We start from the raw sequence: 21,123 nt of genomic DNA, 5'->3' as shown, positions 1-21,123 counted from the left end.
ATGCCGTGAGGATTTCATGCCTCATGACATCGAGCGCCGCCCGCGCGGCGCATCGCGGCCAAGGCCGGCTCCTACATTTGTTGCAACGTGCCATGGCCTGTCAGAAAGGCGTTGCCGGCCTTTGGTGCTTGGCGATGGATCAGCGGCGGCTGAGGCGCGGGATGCGGGAGGCCAGTGCGGGCACCCGTAGCGTTAGCAACAACGCCCCCACCACCGCGTACACCGCCCACTCCTTCAGATCCGCGCGCACCACCCACAGGAAATGCAGCAGCCCCAAACCCAGCACTATATAAGCCAGCCGGTGCAGGACCTTCCAGCGCCGGCCCAGGCGGCGCTGGCTGAAGCGGTTGGAAGTGACGGCCATCAGCAGCAGGCAAACAAACCCCAATGCGCCGACGATGATGTATGGCCGTTTGCGCAGCTCCACGCCAAGTTGCCCCCAGTCCAGGCCAAGCACGAAGAACAGGTAGGCTGCCAGGTGCATTACCACGTAGGCGAAGCACCACAACCCCAGCTGCCGCCGCACGCTGATCCAGCCCGGCCACCCCGTCAGTTTCTGCAGCGGGGTCATGGCCAGGGTCACCATCAACAGCACCAGGGTACCCAACCCCAGGCGATCCACCAGCACCTTGCCCGGGTCCGGACCCAGGGCAAAGATCCACGCCTGGTACACCCACCAGAACGGCCACACGCCAGCCAGCAGAAACACACTCAACCGCCACCACAGATAACGCATCAGTAGTTCTTCCGCAGATCCATACCACTATAAAGAGAAGCCACCTCCTCCCCATAGCCATTGAACATCAGGGTATCGCGCACGTTCGGGCTGAACAGCCCGCTGGGCAGGCGGCGCTCGCGCGCCTGGGTCCAGCGTGGGTGGTCGACCGTGGGGTTTACGTTGGCGAAGAAGCCGTACTCGTCCGGCGCGATGTTCTGCCAGGTGGTTTGCGGCTGCTCTTCCACCAGGCTGATGCGCACGATGGACTTCACCCCCTTGAACCCGTACTTCCACGGCACTACCAGGCGCAGCGGCGCGCCGTTCTGGTTGGGCAGTTGCTGGCCGTACATGCCGACCGCCAACAGGGTCAGCGGGTTCATCGCCTCGTCCAGCCGCAGCCCTTCTATATAAGGCCACTGGATCAGGGCGAAGTCCGAGCGCATGCCGGGCATGACCTTGGGGTCTTGCAGGGTCTCGAATCGGATGTATTTAGCCTTGGAGGTGGGCTGCACTTGCTTGAGCAGGTCGGCCAGCGGGAACCCCAGCCAGGGAATGACCATGGACCAGGCCTCCACGCAGCGCATGCGGTAGATGCGCTCCTGCAGCTGGTACGGCTTGATGAAGTCTTCCAGCGCATAGCGCCCCGGCTTGCCCACCTCGCCATCGACGACCACGGTCCACGGTTCTGTCTTCATGGCACCGGCATTGGCCGCCGGGTCGCCCTTGTCGGCACCGAACTCGTAGTAGTTGTTGTAGCTGCTGGCGTCCTTGAACGGCGTGATGGCCTCCCCCGCCACGGTCATGGCTTGCCACTGGGTGGCGGCGAGCTTGTCCTTGAACCAGGCAGGTGCACCACCGGCATCGGCGCCGGCGTAACGCGAGGGCTCGGCAGCTGCGGCCAGGCGCGGCAAGCCCGCAGCCGCCAATGCAGCCATGGAACCGCCCAGCAGGGCGCGACGGGAGAAGTAGATCGAGGCAGGCGTGACCTCGGACTCTTGGCAGTCCGAGGCTTTGGGGAACTTGATCAGCATGGCGACTCCGTAACCTGGTCGTTAGCGACAGGCTACGGAGTATGCCGCGATCAGGCCGGCTTGTGCCGACTCTTGCGTAACAGATATTGAATCGGGCCGGACGCTGCGTAGCCGAGGAAGATCAGCAGCAGGATGCGCGGCGGGTCGCTGAACACCACGGCGAACACCAGCACCACGGCCAGGATGGCCACGAACGGCACGCGGCCCTTGAGGTCCAGTTCCTTGAAGCTGTTGTACTTGATGTTGCTGACCATCAGCATGCCCGCGGCCGCTACCAGCAGCGCCACCAGGAACGACAGCTTGGAGCCCTGGATGCCGTAGTCGCTGAACGCCCACACGGTACCGGCCACCACGCCGGCTGCAGCCGGGCTGGCCAGGCCGATGAAGTAGCGCTTGTCAGCCTTGCCGACCTGGGTGTTGAAGCGCGCCAGGCGCAGCGCGGCACCGGCCACATAAATGAAGGCGACCATCCAGCCGACCTTGCCCATGTCGCCCAACGCCCAGCCGAAGGCCAGCAACGCCGGCGCCAGGCCGAAGGCGACCATGTCCGACAGCGAGTCGTACTCGGCGCCGAACGCGCTCTGGGTGTTGGTCATGCGTGCCACGCGGCCGTCCAGGCCATCGAGGACCATGGCGACGAAGATGGCAATGGCGGCAAAGGAGAAGTACTTCGCGGCATCGGCGGAGTTGCCGGCGCTCAGTGCACTTTGCGCGCTGATGGAATTGATGATCGAGTAGAACCCGGCAAACAGGTTCGCCGTGGTAAACAGGTTGGGCAGCAGATAGATGCCGCGGTGCCGGACTTTACGCCCTTCTGCGTCATGCCCTTCTTCGACATGTTCATCGATCGGCAGCAGGCTTTCGGCGTCAGAGGCCGTGTGCGGCTCTTCGGGACGTTCGCTCATGGACAGTACCTTGCAACGGTGTGGAAAGTTTCGACAGACGTCTGCGACCAGGGTTCGACCGCAAACGTTGCAGCTTTATACCAGAACCTGACCACCATAACGAAAAAACGCGGCCGAAGCCGCGTTTTCATCGCCACGAACTTGTATCAGTTCTTGGTTTTGTCGACGATTTTGTTCGCCGAGATCCAAGGCATCATCGAGCGCAGTTGCTCGCCGATGACTTCGATGCCGTGGGCGGCGTTGTTGCGACGCTTGGCGGTCATCGAAGGGTAGTTGGTAGCGCCTTCGCTGATGAACATCTTGGCGTATTCGCCGTCCTGGATGCGCTTCAGGGCGTTGCGCATGGCCTGGCGGGATTCGGCGTTGATGACTTCAGGGCCGGTCACGTACTCGCCGTATTCGGCGTTGTTGGAGATCGAGTAGTTCATGTTGGCGATACCGCCTTCGTACATGAGGTCAACGATCAGCTTCAGTTCGTGCAGGCACTCGAAGTAGGCCATTTCTGGCGCGTAGCCCGCTTCAACCAGGGTTTCGAAACCGGCTTTCACCAGCTCGACGGTACCACCGCACAGTACGGCTTGTTCGCCGAACAGGTCGGTTTCGGTCTCGTCCTTGAAGGTGGTTTCGATGATGCCGGTACGGCCGCCGCCGACGCCCGAAGCGTACGACAGGGCGACGTTCTTGGCGTTGCCCGAAGCGTCCTGGTAGATAGCGATCAGGTCAGGGATACCGCCGCCCTTGACGAACTCGGAACGTACGGTGTGGCCCGGGGCCTTTGGCGCGATCATGATCACGTCCAGGTCAGCGCGTGGCACAACCTGGTTGTAGTGGATCGAGAAGCCGTGGGAGAAGGCCAGGGTAGCGCCTTGCTTGATGTTCGGCTCGATTTCGTTCTTGTACAGGGCGCCCTGGAATTCGTCCGGGGTCAGGATCATGACCAGGTCGGCAGCGGCGACGGCAGTAGCCACGTCGGCAACTTTCAGACCGTGGGCTTCAGCCTTGGCAACAGTGGCCGAGCCTTTGCGCAGACCGACAGTGACGTCAACACCGGAGTCTTTCAGGTTGCACGCTTGAGCGTGGCCCTGGGAGCCGTAACCGATGATGGCAACTTTCTTGCCCTGGATGATGGACAGGTCGCAGTCTTTGTCGTAGAAAACTTTCATGAAATTACCCCTGTTATCTTGGCCGGTGGCCATACGCTAATTTGGTTGAGGGTGGCGGGTTGTCCCGCCACCTTTACTGCCTTGTTCAGATGCTCAGCACTTTATCGCCACGTGCGATGCCGGTGACGCCGCTACGCACGGTCTCCAGGATCGAGGCGGTGCCGATGGCCTGGATGAAGCTGTCGAGCTTATCGCTGGTCCCGGCCAGTTGTACGGTGTAGACACTGCTGGTTACATCAACGATCTGCCCGCGGAAGATGTCCGTGGTGCGCTTGATCTCGGCGCGCTGGGCGCCGGTGGCCTTGACCTTGACCAGCATCAACTCACGTTCGATGTGCGCGCTTTCCGACAGGTCGACCAGCTTGACCACTTCGATCAGTTTGTTGAGGTTCTTGGTGATCTGCTCGATCACTTCATCGTGGCCGACAGTGGTCAACGTCAGGCGCGACAGGGTCGGGTCTTCGGTGGGCGCCACGGTCAGGCTTTCGATGTTGTAGTTGCGTTGCGAGAACAGCCCGACCACACGCGACAGCGCACCCGGTTCGTTTTCCAACAGCAGGGAAATAATGTGCCGCATGATTAGGTACGCTCCGTCTTGCTCAGCCACATATCGCGCATCGAACCGTCTTTGATCTGCATCGGGTAGACGTGCTCGGTGACGTCGACCTGGATGTCCAGGAACACCAGGCGGTCCTTCATGGCGAAGGCTTTTTCCATCATCGGCTTCAGATCTTTCAGATCGGTGATGCGCATGCCGACGTGGCCGTAGGCCTCGACCAGCTTGACGAAATCAGGCAGCGATTCCACGTACGAGTGCGAGTGACGGCCACCGTAGCTCATGTCCTGCCACTGGCGAACCATGCCCAGCACGCCGTTGTTCAGCAGGATGATCTTCACCGGCAGGTCGTACTGCAGGCAGGTGGACAGCTCCTGGATGTTCATCTGGATGCTGCCTTCACCGGTCACGCAGGCCACGTGCGCATCGGGGAAGCTCATCTGCACGCCCATGGCGGCAGGCAGGCCGAAGCCCATGGTGCCCAGGCCACCGGAGTTGATCCAGCGGTTCGGCTTGTTGAACTTGTAGTACTGCGCCGCGAACATCTGGTGCTGGCCCACGTCCGAGCTGACGTAGGCGTCGCCGCCGGTCACTTCGCACAGGGTCTCGATCACGGTCTGTGGCTTGATCAGGCTGCCGTCGCCCTTGTTGTAGGGGAACAGGCCTTTGTCGCCGCGCCACTCGTCAACCTGCTTCCACCAGCTGGCCACCGATTCCTTGTTCGGGGTTTCGCCGATTTCCTTCAGGGTGGCGACCATCTCGGTCAGCACGCTGTCCACTGGACCAACGATTGGCACGTCGGCCTTGATGGTCTTGGAGATGGACGCCGGGTCGATGTCGATGTGGATGATCTTGGCGTTCGGGCAGAATTTGCTCGCGCCGTTGATCACACGGTCATCGAAACGCGCGCCCACGGCCAGGATCACGTCGGCGTGGTGCATGGCCAGGTTGGCGGTGTAGCTGCCGTGCATGCCCAGCATGCCGACGAACTGACGGTCCATGCCCGGGTAGGCGCCAAGGCCCATCAGGGTGTTGGTCACCGGCAGGTTCAGCAGCTGCGCCAGCTCGGTCAGTTGCGCCGAGCCACCGCCCAGGATCACGCCACCACCGGCGTACATCACCGGACGCTTGGCGGCCAGGAGCATTTCCACGGCCTTGCGGATCTGGCCGGAGTGGCCACGGACGGCCGGGCTGTAGGAACGCAGCTTGGCCTTTTTCGGGTAGACGTATTCGAACTTTTCCGCCGGGTTGGTCATGTCTTTCGGGATGTCGACAACGACAGGCCCCGGGCGACCGGACTGCGCCAGGTAGAAGGCTTTTTTCATGACTTCGGGGATTTCGGACGCGTGCTTGATCATGAAGCTGTGCTTCACGATAGGCCGGGAAATACCGATCATGTCGGTTTCCTGGAACGCGTCGGTACCCACCAGGGTGGAAGCAACCTGGCCGGACAGCACCACCATGGGGATCGAGTCCATGTAGGCGGTGGCGATACCGGTGATGGCATTGGTCGCGCCCGGGCCGGAGGTCACCAGTACCACGCCGGCCTTGCCGGTGGCACGGGCGTAGCCGTCAGCCATATGGGTCGCGGCCTGCTCGTGACGAACCAGGATGTGTTCCACTTCTGGTTCTTTGAACAGGGCATCGTATACATGCAGGAGAGCACCACCAGGGTACCCGTAGATGTGCTTAACGCCTTCGTCACGCAAAAAGCGGACGACCATCTCAGCGCCAGATAAAAGCTCCACGTTGTTCACCTCTAAAACGCCAGAATACCGCTCCATGGGAACGGGTCTTAATAGGTTTACTGCCAGCAGAGCATGAGCGACGGTGGTCGCCGACGTACGTCAGCACTGACTGAGCAAGTATTGGGACTTCCCCAAAGTGTTGCGGGGGTTTCCCACCCAGCGCGAGGTAACGCGTTGCGGGTGTTGCGGGTCGGCGCGGGTGTGCGCCTCATGATCTGCTGGGAAGGTCTGCTTCTGGCAGTCCCTCTACAGCGGACTTCCGATTGTTGTGATTCGCGAGGCGCAAGTCAAGCTATCTGTTGCAATTTAATGCGTGCCAATTTTTTCACCAGATGCAGAAAACATTTGCTCAGAAGCGTCTCAGGTAGTTTCATGATTGCGTTAATGGTCAAGGAATTAGCATGCGAGCGATCCTCATCCCTGCAATTGCGCTGCTGTTGGCAAGCCCGTTCGGCCACGCCGCGCAGATCTACAAATGGGTCGACAGCCAGGGCGTCACCCACTTCGACGCCCAGCCGCCCGCGGGCCAGAACAGTACCGAGGTGGACACCGCCAAGCCGGTGGTGGCGCCGCCCCCTGCCCCAGTAAAAGCGCCGGATGCCGCCCAGGGCAAAGCCGCCCAGCGCACCATCAACCAGCAGGTGCAGCAGCAGGTTGTGGACCAGGAAGAGCAGATAGCGAAGTTTTGCGACACCAGCCGCAACAATTTGGCGCAGCTGCAGAACAACCCGCGGGTGCGCCAGGAAATGGGCGGCGAGTTGCGCAAGCTGACGGAGGAAGAACGCCAGGCGAAGATTGCACTGACGCAGAAGCAGATCGAGGAAAACTGCCAATAACCCGTAGCAGCGGCCGCAGGCCGCGTCTTCGGCACCGTGGTGCGTCCTGACGCGGCCTGCGGCCGCTGCTACGGGGTCAGCTGTGCTGGGTGATCAGTTCGTCGAACTGGTGCAGCAGCACGCGGATGCCGCGGCTTTTTTCGGCCTGGTCGGCGTAGACCATCTCGGCCATGGCCAGGATGCCCGAGGCGTTGGGCAGCGGCAGGTCGTGCTCGAGGATCTGCTTCATGCGCGGCAGGAAGATCCACTGCAGCCACTGGGAAAAGTCCAGCGTATCGACGCTGAACGGCTCCTGGCTGGCCAGCTGCTCGGCGCTGGGTTCAGCCTCGCTCCACCAGCCTTGCACCCGCAGTTCGCGTTCGATCAGCAGGAGATGGTCGGCGATCTGCGGAAAACGTGCGTCCATCATCAACCTCCGGAAGCTTTCTGTCGGGCCTGGGCGGCGCCGGCGCTGTCACCCTGCTTCTCGCGAGCCTGGGCAATGGTGTTCCACAGACTGGCCTGCAGGTCGGGGCGGCCATTGGCGTAGGTCAAGGCGCGGCGGGCCAGCTGCTCGGCCTGGGGCGCGTCACCCTGGGACAGGCGCACTTGGGCCAGGCGGTACAGCACCTGCGGCTCGCGCGGGGCAATGCGCTGGGCACGCTCCAGGCTCGACGAGGCGCCGTTGAGGTCGCCGCCGCCCTGTTGCTGCTGGGCGGTGGTCAGCAGCGCCAGCACCGGGCCATCAAGCTGCTCGTCGGCAGACAGGCCGCCACTGCTGCGGGTGTTGCTGGGGATACCGGTAGGCGCGTTGCTGGTCGACGGCATGCTGTAGTTGCTGGTGACCGGCGCGCTGTTATACGGCTGCTGCGCCGCGGCTGGCGGCGGCGTGTAGGCGCCCGGGGTGATCGGCCCGGTGCTGATCGGCGCGCTTTGCGGCGCGGCGAAGGTCATGGGCGCGGAGCTGCCCTGGGGCATCACCACCACGCCGGAGTCTTCCGACACCGCCTGCGGCGCCTGGCGCTGCACCGCGGCATAGCCACGGTTGGCCGACACGCGCTCGCTGTTGGACACGGCGGTGCCGGAGTCCACTACCGGAATCGACCCTTGGGGCACGCTGGCGCAACCGTTGAGCAGCGCCAGTGCCGTTACAGCAGGAAACCACCACTTGTTCACTTCGATTCCTCTTTGCCTGGCAACGTCAATTTAGTTCAACCAGCCCTTGACCCAATCCATCACGGAATCGGCCGGGGCCTGGCTGCCACAGGCAGGGCCTGCAGCGGGTTCGCTACCACGAATATACGGCATCTGCACCGCACCCGGGCAGTTGGCGTCGGAGCCCTGGCCGGTGTGCGGGTCGATCCAGGCCTGCACCACGTTGTCCGGCATCGGCGTGTCCAGCGGCAGCGGGTCAGCCTTCTTCATGAAGCTGGTCCACACCTGCAGGGCGCCGGTGGCACCGGTGAACGGGGTCTTGCCGTTGTCGTCGCGGCCGATCCACACCACCGCCAGCACGTCCTGGCTGAAGCCGGCGAACCAGCTGTCACGCGAGTCGTTGCTGGTGCCGGTCTTGCCCGCCAGGTTCAGCGAACTTGGCAGCACGTTGTACACCGAACGCCCGGTACCTTCGCGCATCACGCGCTGCATGGCGTTCTGGATCAGGTAGATGGAGCCCGGGTCGAAACGCTGCTGCACCTGGAACGGGTAACGCTTGAGCGGCTGGCCGTCAGACGTCAGCACGCTGCGAATGCCGCGCATCGGCGTGTTGAAGCCACCATTGGCGATGGTCTGGTACATGGTGGCCACCTGGATCGGCGACATGCCACCGGCGCCCAGCAGCATCGACGGGTAGGTCGGCCAGTCCACGTCCACGCCCAGGCGCGAAATGGTCTTGAACACGTTGGGCACGCCCAGGTCCAGGCCCAGGCGCGCCGTGGACAGGTTCAACGAATGCGCCAGGCCCTGGTACAGGAAGATGGTGCCGTTGGAGTTGCCTTCGTAGTTCTTCGGCCGCCAGATCTGCCCATCGGCGCCCTTGACCTCGAACGGCTCATCCTTCACCCAACTGGTGAGGGTGTACTGGCTGGGCTTTTCCAGGGCGGTCAGGTAGATGGACGGCTTGACCAGCGAGCCGATCGGCCGCACCGCGTCCAGCGCGCGGTTGAAGCCGGCGAAACCTGGCGCGCGGCTGCCCACCAGGGCCTGCACTTCGCCGCTCTCGGGGTTGGTGACCACCATGGCGGCTTCCACGTCGTCCACGCCCTTGCGGTTGCCCAGGCGCTTGAAGGTGTCGGTCACCGAGGCCTCGGCCTTCTGCTGCAGGATCGGGTCGAAGCTGGTGAAGATGCGCAGGCCTTCCTCGGTCAAGTCTTCGTCGCGGTAGTCTTCACGCAACTGGCGCTTGACCAGGTCCAGGAAGCCGGGGAACGAGCTGTCCGCCAGGCTGCCCTGCTTGCTCACGCCCAGCGGCATCTTCTTCGCCGCGTCCACCTGCGCCTGGGTCGCCACGCCCTGCTGGGCCAGCAGGTCCAGCACCAGGTTGCGGCGCTCCAGCGCGCGGTCCGGGTAACGGCGCGGGTTGTAGTAGGACGGCCCCTTGACCATGCCCACCAGCAACGCCACCTGGTGCAGCTTGAGCTCCGACAGCGGCTGGCTGAAGAAGAACTGGCTGGCCAGGCCGAAGCCGTGTACCGCACGCTGGCCGTCCTGGCCGATGAACACCTCGTTGAGGTACGCCTCGAGGATCTCCTGCTTGCTGTAGTGGATCTCCAGCAGCACCGCCATCATCGCTTCGGTGAGCTTGCGGCTCAGGCTGCGTTCGTTGGTGAGGTAGAAGTTCTTCACCAACTGCTGGGTCAGGGTACTGCCGCCCTGGCGCATCTGCCCGGCGGAGGTGTTGACCCAGATGGCGCGGGCGATGGACTTGGGCGACACACCAAAGTGGTGATAGAAGTCGCGGTCTTCCACGGTCACCAGGGTGTCGAGCAGGTACGGCGGCACCTGGTCGAGCTTGATCAGGATGCGATCTTCGAGGTTCTTGGGGTACAGGCCGCCGATCAGCAGCGGTTCCAGGCGTACCACCGGCAGCTTGGGGTTGGTGCTGCTGCTCAGCTCGGCCACGTAGTCGCCGTTGAAGCGCACCTGCACCGGCTGGGCCTTCTCCAGGCCTTCATAGAACTGGAAGCCACGGGTATTGAGGTTCACCGTGGTGCCCTTGACCACGGCGGTGCCCGGCCCGTCCAGCACGGTGGTGCGACGGTAGCCCAGGGCGTCGAGCTCGGTGAGGAAGTCGGCCTCGGCCAGTTTCTGCCCGACGAACAGCTCCAGCGGCCGGGCGTAGACCTTGGCCGGGATGGTCCAGCGCTTGCCGGAGAATTTCTCCTGCACGATGGCATCCAGGTAGACAGCAAAGCCTATCAGGATGACCAGGCCTACCAGGCCCAGCTTCAGGGTCCAGCCGAGCCAGGCCGGAAGGCCGCGCTTGACAGGTTTTTTAGGGGTGCGGGGGGATCGGGATCGAGTCATGGCGGCGGATTATACGCACTTTATCCCGGCTGGGCAGGCGTCCCCGGTGAACGACGACCAGCGTCCATGAAAGGTTTGCACAGCCCCCGGCACCGGCCATAATGCCCGCCTCGAATTCTTTGACAGTTGAAGGACCGCCCGTGAGCCAAGCCCTTATCGCCGCCCTGCAGAACCCGGCCCTTTACCCCCATCCGGTCGAGGCCTTCCAGGTCATCGAGACGCACATCTCCTGGGTGGTGCTGACCGGTCCCTACGTCTATAAGGTCAAGAAGCCGATGAACTTCGGTTTCCTCGACTTCTCCACCCTGGCCTCGCGCGAGCACTTCTGCCAGGAAGAGCTGCGCCTGAACCAGCGCCTGACCGACGGCCTGTACCTGCAGGTGCTGCCAATCACCGGCAGCGCCGAAGCCCCGGTGCTGGGCGGCGAAGGCCCGGCCATCGAGTACGCCCTGCAGATGCGCCAGTTCCCGCAAAGCGACCTGCTCAGCACCCTGCAGGCCAACGGCGAGCTGACCACCGCACACATCGACTCCATGGCCAGCCAGATCGCTGACTTCCACCAGGCCGCCCCGGTGGTGCCCGCCGCGCACGAGGCCGGCACCCCTGCCGCGGTGATGGCCCCGGTGGAGCAGAACTTCGAGCAGATCCGCCCGTTCCTGAAGGACGCCGCCGACCTGCAGCAACTGGACGCCCTGCAAGCCTGGGCCCAGGCCAGCTTCGCGCGCCTGCAGCCGCTGCTGCTGGAACGCAAGGCCGAAGGCTTCATCCGCGAATGCCACGGTGACATCCACCTGGGCAACGCCACCCTGATCGACGGCAAGGTGGTGATCTTCGACTGCATCGAGTTCAACGAACCGTTCCGCTTCACCGACGTCTACGCCGACATCGGCTTCCTGGCCATGGACCTGGAAGACCGTGGCCTGAAGTGCCTGGCCCGGCGTTTCATCAGCCAGTACCTGGAGCTGACCGGCGACTACCGTGGCCTGGAACTGCTGAACTTCTACAAGGCCTACCGCGCCCTGGTGCGCGCCAAGGTCGCACTGTTCGGCCTGACCCCGGAATCGGACGCGGTGCAACGCGCCACCACCTTCAAGCAATACCGCAAGTACGCCAACCTGGCGGAAAGCTACAGCGCCATCCCGTCGCGCTTCCTGGCCATCACCAGCGGCGTCTCCGCCGTGGGCAAGAGCCACGTGGCCATGCGCATGGTCGAAGCGCTGGGCGCCATCCGCCTGCGGTCGGACGTGGAGCGCAAGCGCCTGTTCGGCGAGCAGCAGGGCGACAACCAGCTGCAGACCGGCATCTATAGTGAAGACGCCAGCGTGGCCACCTACCAGCGCCTGCACAGCCTGGCCGACAGCATCCTGCGCGCCGGCTTCCCGGCCGTGATCGACGCCACCTACCTCAAGCAGGCCCAGCGCCAGCTGGCGGCCCAGGTCGCCGAGACCACCGGCGTGCCGTTCCTGATCCTCGACTGCAACGCCCCGATGCCGGTGATCGAAGCGTGGCTGGCCCAGCGCCAGGCCGAGCAGAACGACCCATCGGACGCCACCCTGCAGGTGCTGCACGCCCAGCAGGCCAGCCGCGAGCCGCTGACCGCCGAGGAACTGGTGCTGAGCAAGCGCGTGGAAACCAACGAGGGCGACAGCCTGGACAAGCTGGTCGAACAGATTCGCCAGCGTTTGCCGGGGCTGTAATTGCGCCGTCGCCGTGACGCGGCCTTCGGCCGCTGCTACAGGGGTCTGTAGCAGTGGCCGAAGGCCGCGTCCGGCGCCACGTTATTTTCTCCAGCCGTGAAGCAGTCGACACTCACGACTCAAGAATAGTGGCATTATAATGGCGCCAATAATTCCAACAGGAAGACGCCATGGGCCAGCCCAAGCAGCTCGACTCGCACCTCTATGCCCTCGTGCACCACGAAAACGTTCGCGGCTTCAATGAACAGCGCCCCGCCGACCGGGTGGACTTCCGTGGCGGCGACTTCCGCGGCCTCGACCTGCGCGAGCTCGACACCCACGACATCGACTTCACCGACGCCTACTTCCGCACCGCCGACCTGCGCGGCCTGGACCTGCGCGACACTTGCATGGAAGGCGCCAGCCTGGCCCACGCGCAAATCTCCGGGGCCTACTTCCCGGCGGAACTGTCGGCCGACGAGATCCTGATGTCGGTGAATTTCGGCACTCGCCTGCGTTACCGTACCCGCTGACCGCCCATCCGGCGCAGGACGCGCCCCTGCCCCTGCGCTTGCAAGCCGCTGATATCCGCGGAAAAGCGGCGCCTGAGCGCATTTCCAAAGTGCCGCTACACTCCCTTGGCAGAGCGGCCAGCAAATGCGCCTCGATCAAGTTCAGCCGTCGCAAGGAGGCTTGATGAACGATGAACTTCAACATTTGAAAAACCTGGGCAAGACCTCGGCGCAGTGGCTGCACGCCGTAGGCATCCACAGCGCCTCGGACCTGCGTCGCCTGGGGGCGGTGGACGCATACCGGGCGGTCAAGACCCGCGGCTTCCGCGCCTCGAAAGTGCTGCTGTACGCCATCGAGGGCGCACTGCTGGACGTGCACTGGAACGACCTGCCCGCCGAACGCAAAGAGGCTTTGAATCAGGAACTCGACGCGCTATCGTCTCGTCGCAAGAACTGACCGCGGCCGCGCGTCAGGCTCGCCAGTCAAGGAAAGCGCGCATGTATCTATTTGGAGAGCAGCCGGCATACGCCGATGCGTGGGTAAACCGCCTGCAAGGCATCGCCGCGCGGCTGCTGCTGGGGGTAGCGCCGCAAGGCCCGGCGCTGGAGCTGGAACCCGGAGCCGACCTGGCCCCCTTGATGGACGACAGCCAGCTGTACCTGATCGACAGCGGCCTGCTGCAAGCGCGCATCAACCAGCGCCCGCTGTTCTACCTGCAGGACGGTGACCTGCTGGGCCTGTACCAGAACCGCGACGACCTGGCCTATGAGTACAGCACCGAAGGCACCCTGCGCCTGGTGCCCTACCTGCGCAGCGAAGTGCTGGCGCACATCAACGCCACGCCCGAGACCCAGGAACTGCTGATCGAGTACCTGACCGGCCAGACCACCCTGCTGTGCGACGCCATCACCCGCCTAAAGCAACCCGAGTACCGCGCCAGCAACGGCTTCAAGCACGTGCCCGCCGGCGAGGTGCTGATCAACCAGGGCGACGAGGCCGACCACGTCTTCGTGATCATCGACGGCCACGCCGAGGCCTATGTGGACGGCCACAAGGTGGGCGACGTGCCCAAGGACGAGATCTTCGGCGCCATGGCCATCTTCACCCACGAGAAACGCAGCGCCACGGTGATCGCCGCCGTGCCCAGCACGCTGATGATCATTCCCAAGGACCAGTTCCTCAACCTCACGCAGACCAACCCGCGCATCGCCCACAGCCTGATCGAAAGCATGGCGCGGCGCATCGAGGCCTTGAACCGGCAGGTGACGCGGCTGATCGACAGCCCGTGAAAAATTGTTCGCAGGGCCTGTTGACTTCTAAATGAGAATTGTTATGATTATCACATCTGGTCGCGAGGCCAGTGATGATTTGAAAGACCTTGGTTCGGACTCTCAGATTATCTCCTCATCAGGCTAATCACGGTTATTTGACCCGGCTTTTTGCCGGGTCTTTTTTTGCCTGGGATTTGTGCTGTGGGAGCTGGCTTGCCAGCGAGCTTTTAAGGCCCCAACAGCTCGCTGGCAAGCCAGCTCCCACAAAAGCCAGCCCGCCAATCACCGCGCAATGATCAACGGATGGCCCCGCTCCGGGTGCTCCTGCACCAACACCTCCAACCCGAACACCGCCTTCAGCGCCCCAGGCTGCAACACCTGCCGTGGGGTGCCCAGCGCATGGGCCCGCCCTTGTTGCAGCAACAGAATGCGGTCGCAGTACCGCGCCGCCAGGTTCAGGTCATGGAGAATCACCAACACTGCCGCGCCGCGGTCGGCAAACGCGCGCACCGCCTGCAGGGTGGTGTGCTGGTGCAGCGGGTCCAGCGCCGAGGTGGGTTCGTCCAACAGCAGGGTGGTGCCCGGCTCGCCCGGCCACAGCTGCGCCAGCACCCGCGCCAGGTGCACGCGCTGGCGCTCGCCGCCGGACAGCGCCAGGTAGCTGCGCCCGCGCAAGTGCTCGGCGTCCGCGGCGTGCAGGGCAGCGGCAATGATCTCGCTGTCGCGGGCCAGGCCGCTGTCGTGGGGCAGCCGGCCCATGCCCACCACCTCCTCCACCCGGAAGGCGAAGCCCAGGGTCGAGACTTGCGGCAGCACCGCCAGGCGCCGGGCCCGTTCGGGGCCGTGCCAAACGGCCAGCAAGCGCCCGTCCAGCCATACGTCGCCCTGGCTGGGCGCCAGTTCACCGCACAGGGCGCCCAGCAAGGTGCTCTTGCCGGCGCCATTGGGGCCCAGCACGCCCAGCACCTCGCCGGGCTGCAATTGCAGGTTGATGTCGTCGATCACCGCCTGCTGGCCGCGTCGAACTTGCAGGTTGGCCACACGTAACATCAGGGACGCCCCCGCACCAGCAGATAAAGGAAAAACGGCGCGCCGAGGAACGCCGTGACAATGCCGATGGGCAGCTCGGCCGGGGCCAGGGCCATGCGCGCGATCAGGTCGGCGAACAGCAGCAGGCTGGCGCCCGCCAGCAGCGACGCCGGCAGCAGCACCCGATGATCCGGGCCGGCCACCTGGCGCACCAGGTGCGGCACCACCAGGCCGATGAAGCCGATCAGCCCTGCCGCCGCCACGGCCGCGCCCACGCCCAGCGCGGTGCAGAACACCAGTTCACGCTTGAGGCGTTCCACCTCGATGCCCAGGTGCCGCGCCTCGGACTCGCCCAGCAGCAACGCGTTCAGCGCCCGTGCCCGGCGCGGCAGCCACAACGACACGCCGGCGGCGATCACCACCAGCGGCCACAACCGCTGGTAGCTGGCGCCATTGAGGCTGCCCAGGTTCCAGAACGTCAGGGTGCGCAGGGTGCTGTCATCGGCCAGGTAGGTGAACAACCCCACCGCCGAGCCGGCCAGCGCCGTCAGCGCCACGCCCGCCAGCAGCATCACCGCCACGCTGGTCTGGCCATCCTTGCGCCCCAGGCGGTACACCAGCGCGGTCACGCCCAGGCCGCCAAGGAAGGCGCAGATCGACAGCAGGTAAGGCTCCAGCATGGGCGGCAGGCCGCCGAACCAGCTGCCGCCGACAATGGCGATGGCTGCGCCCAGCGCCGCGCCGCTGGAGACGCCCACCAGCCCCGGGTCGGCCAGCGGGTTGCGAAACAGCCCCTGCATGGCCACACCCGACAGCGCCAGCACCGCGCCCACGGCCAGGCCCAGCAGGGTGCGCGGCAGACGGATCTGGCCGACGATCATCTCGGCCTGCTCCAGGCCCTGGCCGTTCACCGGCAACCCCGCCAGGCGCAGGCCGGCCTTCAACGTGTCGAGCAGCGGCAGGCTCACCGGGCCCAGGGCCAGGGACAGCCAGCACGCCAGCAGGCACAACAGCCCGAGGGTGACGAACAGCGTGCGCGGCGCCAGCAATGGCCTCATCGGGCAGGCTTGGCGTCAGGGAAGAACGCCTGCGACAGGCCGTTCAGGCTCGCCGGCAGGCGCGGCCCCAGGCCCCCCACCAGCAGGGTCGGGTCGAGCACCACGATGCGCTTGTCCTTCACCGCGCGGGTGTTGGCCAGCGCCGGGTTGTCCTTGAGCATGGCGGCGATGGCGGCGTCACCGCTAAGGCTGCGGTCGGCGAACACGATCACCTGCGGGTCGAGCGCGGCCAGCACTTCGGTGGAGAAATTCTTGTAGCCCGGCTGCGTGGCCAGGTTGCGCCCGCCGGCCTGGCTGATCAGCCAGTCAGCCACGGTACCGGGGCCACCCACCAGCGGCTTGGCGCCCATGTGGCCCAGCAGCAGAATCACCCCGGGCGCAGGCTGTCCGGCTTCGGCGGCTTTCACCCAGGCCTGGTGGTCCTGCAACTGCTGGCGGTAGTCGTCGAACAGCTTGCCGGCGTGGGCCTCATCGCCCAGCAGCCGGCCCAGGTGCAGCAGGTTGGCCTGCAAGGTCGGCAGCTCGGGCTTGCTGTCGAACATCTCCACGCCCAGGCCAGCCTGGCGAATCTGTTGCAGCACCGGCGGCGGGCCCATTTCCTCGGTGCCGATGAGGATGTCCGGGCGCGGGGTCAGGCTGAGAATGCCCTCGGCCGACAGCGCGCGCTGGTAGCCGATGCTTTTCAACGCCTTGACGCTCTCGGGGTGTTGGCTGGTGGTGTCCACCCCGACCAGCTTGCTCTCGCCGCCCATGGCCACCACCCACTCGGTCAGCGCGCCACCGGCGCTGACCCAGTGCTGCGGCAGCGCTTCGGCGGCCATGGCCCAGGGGTGACACAGCATGGCGGCGGTAAAGCCAACGACCTTGGCGCTCAGGCGCATCGGGTGTTCCTCTATTCAATGATGGGCAGTGGTTGCAGCGCCCGGCGTTTTCTCGTTGAATGCCCGCCCAAACGGCAACCTATCAATTCATTTGATAATTATTTGCATTTAGGCGTCAAGTCGCCCCTTGTATCATCAAGTAAAACAAAAGAGGTCAGCATGCAGTGGCTGTGTGAAAGCACCGCTTTGAGCGAAGCACAAAGTCGTGGTTTCGAGTGTGAAGGCATCAAGCTTTTCATCGTGCGCCGCGAAGGCCGGGTGTACGCCTACCGCAACCGCTGCCCGCACCGGGGCACCGCGCTGCAGTGGGAAACCGACGTGTTCCTGGACGACAGCGCCACCATGATCCGCTGCGCCAGCCATGGCGCGCTGTTCCTGATGGACTCGGGCGAGTGCGTGGCGGGCCCGTGCGAGGGCAAGGAGCTGGAGAACTTCGATTGCCGCGAAGACGACAAAGGCATCTGGGTAGACCTCTGATTCCGGCCCCGCGACCATCTGCGTAGCCGCTGCCGCAGGCTGCGCTGGCCCTCCCCTCCACTGTAAATCTCCAGTGTAATCTGGGGCCAGCGCAGCCTTCGGCAGCGGCTACGAGTCGGCGGCGTGAATCAAATCTGGACGTTCAAGCGGCGGTTCACATACACACGCTCGCTATCCAGGTGCACCCCATACGCCAGCACCTCCACGCCATCCGCCACCGCCGCCTGCAACGCCTCGGCATAGCCGGCGTCAATCTCGCCAGCCGGGCGCACGGCGTCGATGCCGGTCAGGTTCACGCAATACAACTGCACCGCGCGCGCGCCGTTGCGCGCCAGCGTCGCCAGTTCGCGCAGGTGCTTGGCGCCGCGTTGGGTCACGGCGTCCGGGAAGGCTGCCACCGTGGTGCCGTCGTGGCCCAGGGTCACGCTTTTTACTTCCACGTAGGCCGGGCCTTGCGGGTACTGCAGGCAGAAATCCACGCGGCTGCCCTCCTCGCCATAGGCCACTTCGCGTTTCAGCGCAGTAAACCCGTTCAGCTCGGTGATCACCCCGGCCAGCAACGCCTCCTCCACCAGCCGGTTGGCACGCGCGGTGTTCACGCAGGCCAGGCGGCCTTGGGGCGTCTCGCTGATTTCCCAGGTGCCCGGCAGCTTGCGCTTGGGGTCGTTGGAGCGGCTGAACCACACCTGCCCGCCCTCGACCATGCAGTTGAACATCGAGCCGGTGTTGGGGCAGTGAATGGTCAGCTCTTCGCCGTCCAGGGTGCGGATGTCGGCAAGGAAACGCTTGTAGCGGCGCAGCAGACGACCTTCTTCCAGGGGAGGATTGAATTCCATCAGCCTTGCCAGCTCCGCAGGCCACGCGCGATGCGCTCCACGGCCTGCTGCAGGCGCGGCAGGCTCTGGGTGTAGGCAAAGCGCACATGGTGGCTGGCCTGGTGCCGGCCGAAGTCCAGCCCGGGGGTGAACGCCACGTGCTCGGTTTCAAGGAAATGCTGGCAGAACGCGAAGGCATCGCCGCCGAACCGGCTGATATCGGCGTACAGGTAGAACGCCCCTTCCGGCTCCACGGCAATGCCGAAGCCCAGTTCGCGCAGGGCCGGCAGCAGGAAGTCGCGGCGGCGGCCGAATTCGGCCCGGCGCTCTTCCAGAATGGCCAGGGTCTGCGGCTGGAAGCAGGCCAGCGCGGCGTGCTGGGCCATGCTGGGGGCGCTGATGTAGAGGTTCTGCGCCAGCTTCTCGAGCTCCGGCACCGCTTCGGGCGGCGCCACCAGCCAACCCAGGCGCCAGCCGGTCATGCCGAAATATTTGGAAAAACTATTAAGGACAAAGGCGTCATCGTCCACTTCCAGCACGCTGGCGGCGTCGGTGCCGTAGGTGAGGCCGTGGTAGATCTCGTCCACCACCAGGTGGCCGTTGCGCGCCTTGATGGCCTGGGCCAACTGCGCCAGCTCGTCACGGCTGAGCAGCGTGCCGGTAGGGTTGGCGGGCGATGCCACCAGGGCGCCAACGCTGTCCTTGTCCCAGTGGCGCGCCACCAGGTCGGCGGTGAGCTGGTAGCGCACCTCGGGGCCCACCGGCACCAGCTGCGCCGCGCCTTCCACCAGGCGCAGGAAATGCCGGTTGCACGGGTAGCCGGGGTCGGCCAGCAGCCAGTGCTTGCCCGGGTCCACCAGCAGGCTGCTGGCCAGCAGCAGCGCGCCGGAGCCGCCGGGGGTGATGAGGATGCGCTGCGGGTCGATGTTCACGCCATAGCGCTGGTCGTAGAAGCCGGCAATGGCCTCGCGCAGCGCCGGCAGGCCACGGGCCGCGGTGTAGCGGGTCTGGCCGTTGGCCAGGGCCGCCTGGCCGGCCTGGATGATCGGTTCGGCCGTGGTGAAGTCCGGTTCGCCGATTTCCAGGTGGATGACGTCATGGCCGGCGGCCTGCAGTTCGTTGGCCCGCGCCAGCAGCGCCATCACGTGAAAGGGTTCTATGGCGCGGCTGCGCGCACTGTAGGGCTGGGCCATTGACCTTCCTTAAAAGGGTGTAAAATAACGATTCTACCGGACACGGCAGCCGAACGTGTCGCGAAACGGCCGGTCCATATGCTTTGACGCCATCTGCGACAGGCTCGACAACCGGGAGTGGCGCCGTCTGGATTGATCTGCTAAGTTCGCCGGCTTGCAGTCGCAGGGCCGGCGGGTGTCGGAGATGGAGCATCCTGCGCAATGGATTAGAAGAGCGAGAGGCGGTCAACCAATGTCCACCAATGAAAAGCAAGCATCTACCCAAACACTGGAATCGGGCTTTGAGCCTTACGTAGTAGCTCCCGGTGAGGAGTACATGGGCAAGCCCATGCGCGCACACTTCACCAATATCCTGCAAAAATGGAAGATGGAGCTGATGGTCGGCGTCGACAAGACCGTGGACCACATGAAGGACGAAGCAGCCAACTTCCCCGACCCTGCTGACCGTGCCAGCCAGGAAGAGGAATTCGCCCTCGAGCTGCGTGCCCGCGACCGCGAGCGCAAGCTGATCAAGAAAATCGACAAGACCCTGCAGCTGATCACCGACGAAGAATACGGCTGGTGCGAATCGTGCGGCGTCGAGATTGGCGTCCGCCGCCTGGAAGCCCGCCCTACCGCCGACCTGTGCGTCGACTGCAAGACCCTGGCAGAGATCAAGGAAAAACAGGTCGGCAAATGACCTGTTGAAGCCGGGGCGCGCCGCGCGCCCCGGACCTGCCCCGCCCCTTCTCCGAAATTTCCAGTACCCTGTTCCCCATGAACACGCCTGCCTACATTGGCCGCTTCGCGCCAACGCCCAGTGGTTTCCTGCATTTCGGCTCGCTGGTGGCCGCCCTTGCTTCCTACCTTGACGCCCGTGCCGTGGGTGGCCACTGGCTGCTGCGCATGGAAGACCTGGACCCGCCACGGGAGATGCCCGGCGCCCAGGCCGCGATCCTCAAGGCCCTGGAGAACTACGGTTTCGAATGGGATGGCGAGGTGGTGTACCAGAGCCTGCGCCATGACGCCTATGCCCAGGTCATCGACCGCCTGTTCCAGCAGGGCCTGGCGTATGCCTGCACCTGCTCGCGCAAGCAGCTGGAGCCCTACAACGGTATCTACCCAGGCCTGTGCCGCAACCTGGGCCACGGCCAGGAAGATGCAGCCATCCGCATCCGCGTGCCGGAGCTGAACTACGCCTTCGTCGACCGCGTGCAGGGCCGCTTCGAGCAGCACCTGGGGCGCGACAGCGGCGACTTCGTGATTCGCCGCCGCGATGGCCTGTACGCCTACCAACTGGCGGTGGTGCTGGACGACGCCTGGCAGGGGGTGACGCACATCGTGCGCGGCGCCGACCTGCTGGACTCCACCCCGCGCCACCTGTACCTGCAGGAACTGCTGGGGCTGCCCCAGCCCAAGTACCTGCACGTGCCGCTGATTACCCAGCCCGACGGCCACAAGCTGGGCAAGAGCTACCGCTCGCCGCCGCTGGAAGCCGACCAGGCCGCGCCGCTGCTGGTGCGCGCGCTGCGGGCGCTGGGGCAGCCGGTGCCGCTGGAGCTGCGGGGTGCCATGCCTGGCGAGGTGCTGGCGTGGGGCATCGCCCACTGGAACGCCGAGCTTATCCCGCGCGCCTTGAGCCTGCCCGAGGCGCAGTTGCCGGCCTGAGGCGCCAGAACCCCCGTAGCAGCTGCCGAAGGCTGCGTCCGGCGGCAACGCGGTTTCGTCGTTGCGGCCGGACGCAGCCTTCGGCAGCTGCTACGGGGTGTA

The 21,123-nt window shown here is 64.8% G+C and carries 22 protein-coding genes; 8 read left to right on the top strand and 14 right to left on the bottom strand.

The features are described 5' to 3' along the window. Positions 1-139 precede the first annotated feature (139 nt). From msrQ to ACWKWX_RS19990, 6 genes are all read right to left on the bottom strand, one after another. Positions 140-736: a protein-methionine-sulfoxide reductase heme-binding subunit MsrQ gene (gene msrQ, locus ACWKWX_RS20015; RefSeq protein WP_483828666.1), complete on the bottom strand. Its 597-nt coding sequence runs from the start codon at positions 734-736 to the stop codon at positions 140-142. Continuing rightward, positions 736-1,749, bottom strand: a complete 1,014-nt coding sequence (gene msrP, locus ACWKWX_RS20010; protein WP_483828665.1) for a protein-methionine-sulfoxide reductase catalytic subunit MsrP — start codon at positions 1,747-1,749, stop codon at positions 736-738. The genes msrQ and msrP overlap by 1 nt, the downstream gene beginning before the upstream one ends. Positions 1,750-1,799: 50 nt before the next feature. Continuing rightward, positions 1,800-2,654, bottom strand: a complete 855-nt coding sequence (gene pssA, locus ACWKWX_RS20005) for a CDP-diacylglycerol--serine O-phosphatidyltransferase (protein WP_483828664.1) — start codon at positions 2,652-2,654, stop codon at positions 1,800-1,802. A 146-nt stretch (positions 2,655-2,800) separates the two neighbouring features. Next, positions 2,801-3,817, bottom strand: a complete 1,017-nt coding sequence (ilvC, locus tag ACWKWX_RS20000; RefSeq protein WP_416422439.1) for a ketol-acid reductoisomerase — start codon at positions 3,815-3,817, stop codon at positions 2,801-2,803. Positions 3,818-3,902: 85 nt separating this feature from the next. Beyond that, positions 3,903-4,394, bottom strand: a complete 492-nt coding sequence (gene ilvN, locus ACWKWX_RS19995) for an acetolactate synthase small subunit (RefSeq protein WP_416422438.1) — start codon at positions 4,392-4,394, stop codon at positions 3,903-3,905. A 2-nt stretch (positions 4,395-4,396) separates the two neighbouring features. Beyond that, on the bottom strand, positions 4,397-6,121 hold the full coding sequence (locus tag ACWKWX_RS19990) for an acetolactate synthase 3 large subunit (protein ID WP_473005352.1): 1,725 nt from the start codon (positions 6,119-6,121) through the stop codon (positions 4,397-4,399). 401 nt (positions 6,122-6,522) lie between these two features. On the opposite strand from ACWKWX_RS19990, the gene ACWKWX_RS19985 reads away from it, so the two are divergent. Continuing rightward, positions 6,523-6,957, top strand: a complete 435-nt coding sequence (locus ACWKWX_RS19985) for a DUF4124 domain-containing protein (protein ID WP_416422436.1) — start codon at positions 6,523-6,525, stop codon at positions 6,955-6,957. A gap of 76 nt (positions 6,958-7,033) precedes the next feature. Here ACWKWX_RS19985 and ACWKWX_RS19980 read toward each other — a convergent pair whose 3' ends face one another. From ACWKWX_RS19980 to mrcB, 3 genes are read right to left on the bottom strand one after another with little or no spacing between them, the layout of a single operon-like run. Then, the gene (locus tag ACWKWX_RS19980; protein WP_416422435.1) at positions 7,034-7,363 is read right to left on the bottom strand and encodes a YqcC family protein; all 330 of its coding nucleotides are present in this window, start codon (positions 7,361-7,363) and stop codon (positions 7,034-7,036) included. A gap of 2 nt (positions 7,364-7,365) precedes the next feature. Then, positions 7,366-8,112 carry a tetratricopeptide repeat protein gene (locus ACWKWX_RS19975; RefSeq protein WP_416422434.1) on the bottom strand — a complete coding sequence of 249 codons (747 nt, stop codon included), beginning with the start codon at positions 8,110-8,112 and terminating at the stop codon, positions 7,366-7,368. Positions 8,113-8,142: 30 nt separating this feature from the next. Continuing rightward, positions 8,143-10,461, bottom strand: a complete 2,319-nt coding sequence (gene mrcB, locus ACWKWX_RS19970; RefSeq protein ID WP_416422433.1) for a penicillin-binding protein 1B — start codon at positions 10,459-10,461, stop codon at positions 8,143-8,145. A 140-nt stretch (positions 10,462-10,601) separates the two neighbouring features. Here mrcB and ACWKWX_RS19965 point away from each other — a divergent pair, with 140 nt between their 5' ends. From ACWKWX_RS19965 to ACWKWX_RS19950, 4 genes are all read left to right on the top strand, one after another. After that, entirely contained in the window at positions 10,602-12,158 is a 1,557-nt protein-coding gene (locus ACWKWX_RS19965) for a bifunctional aminoglycoside phosphotransferase/ATP-binding protein (protein ID WP_483828663.1), read from the top strand. A gap of 170 nt (positions 12,159-12,328) precedes the next feature. After that, positions 12,329-12,670 carry a pentapeptide repeat-containing protein gene (locus ACWKWX_RS19960; RefSeq protein ID WP_416422431.1) on the top strand — a complete coding sequence of 114 codons (342 nt, stop codon included), beginning with the start codon at positions 12,329-12,331 and terminating at the stop codon, positions 12,668-12,670. Between the two features lie 163 nt (positions 12,671-12,833). Beyond that, positions 12,834-13,106 carry a TfoX/Sxy family protein gene (locus tag ACWKWX_RS19955; protein WP_416422430.1) on the top strand — a complete coding sequence of 91 codons (273 nt, stop codon included), beginning with the start codon at positions 12,834-12,836 and terminating at the stop codon, positions 13,104-13,106. A gap of 41 nt (positions 13,107-13,147) precedes the next feature. Continuing rightward, positions 13,148-13,939, top strand: coding sequence for a Crp/Fnr family transcriptional regulator (locus ACWKWX_RS19950; RefSeq protein WP_416422429.1), 792 nt, complete (start codon positions 13,148-13,150; stop codon positions 13,937-13,939). A gap of 264 nt (positions 13,940-14,203) precedes the next feature. On the opposite strand, the gene ACWKWX_RS19945 is transcribed toward ACWKWX_RS19950, so the two are convergent. From ACWKWX_RS19945 to ACWKWX_RS19935, 3 genes are read right to left on the bottom strand one after another with little or no spacing between them, the layout of a single operon-like run. After that, the gene (locus ACWKWX_RS19945; RefSeq protein WP_483828662.1) at positions 14,204-14,971 is read right to left on the bottom strand and encodes a heme ABC transporter ATP-binding protein; all 768 of its coding nucleotides are present in this window, start codon (positions 14,969-14,971) and stop codon (positions 14,204-14,206) included. Next, positions 14,971-15,954, bottom strand: coding sequence for a FecCD family ABC transporter permease (locus ACWKWX_RS19940; protein ID WP_473006811.1), 984 nt, complete (start codon positions 15,952-15,954; stop codon positions 14,971-14,973). The genes ACWKWX_RS19945 and ACWKWX_RS19940 overlap by 1 nt, the downstream gene beginning before the upstream one ends. A gap of 50 nt (positions 15,955-16,004) precedes the next feature. Beyond that, positions 16,005-16,889, bottom strand: a complete 885-nt coding sequence (locus tag ACWKWX_RS19935; RefSeq protein WP_483828661.1) for a heme/hemin ABC transporter substrate-binding protein — start codon at positions 16,887-16,889, stop codon at positions 16,005-16,007. A 159-nt stretch (positions 16,890-17,048) separates the two neighbouring features. Between ACWKWX_RS19935 and ACWKWX_RS19930 the strand changes: the two genes are divergently transcribed. After that, positions 17,049-17,366, top strand: a complete 318-nt coding sequence (locus ACWKWX_RS19930; RefSeq protein WP_473005348.1) for a Rieske (2Fe-2S) protein — start codon at positions 17,049-17,051, stop codon at positions 17,364-17,366. Between the two features lie 128 nt (positions 17,367-17,494). On the opposite strand, the gene sfsA is transcribed toward ACWKWX_RS19930, so the two are convergent. Next, positions 17,495-18,202 (bottom strand): DNA/RNA nuclease SfsA, encoded by a 708-nt coding sequence (gene sfsA / locus ACWKWX_RS19925; protein WP_483828660.1) that lies wholly within the window; start codon positions 18,200-18,202, stop codon positions 17,495-17,497. Then, positions 18,202-19,374 carry a pyridoxal phosphate-dependent aminotransferase gene (locus ACWKWX_RS19920; protein ID WP_416422424.1) on the bottom strand — a complete coding sequence of 391 codons (1,173 nt, stop codon included), beginning with the start codon at positions 19,372-19,374 and terminating at the stop codon, positions 18,202-18,204. The genes sfsA and ACWKWX_RS19920 overlap by 1 nt, the downstream gene beginning before the upstream one ends. A 232-nt stretch (positions 19,375-19,606) precedes the next feature. Between ACWKWX_RS19920 and dksA the strand changes: the two genes are divergently transcribed. Together dksA and gluQRS are read left to right on the top strand one after the other, a co-directional pair. Next, entirely contained in the window at positions 19,607-20,053 is a 447-nt protein-coding gene (dksA, locus tag ACWKWX_RS19915) for an RNA polymerase-binding protein DksA (RefSeq protein WP_473005346.1), read from the top strand. 77 nt (positions 20,054-20,130) lie between these two features. Beyond that, a complete protein-coding gene (gene gluQRS / locus ACWKWX_RS19910; RefSeq protein ID WP_473005345.1) occupies positions 20,131-21,021 on the top strand; it encodes a tRNA glutamyl-Q(34) synthetase GluQRS in 891 nt (296 codons plus the stop codon). Positions 21,022-21,123: the final 102 nt, after the last annotated feature.

It is taken from the genome of Pseudomonas imperatae, from assembly GCF_057128625.1.
This window is presented reverse-complemented; position numbering and strand designations above follow the sequence as displayed.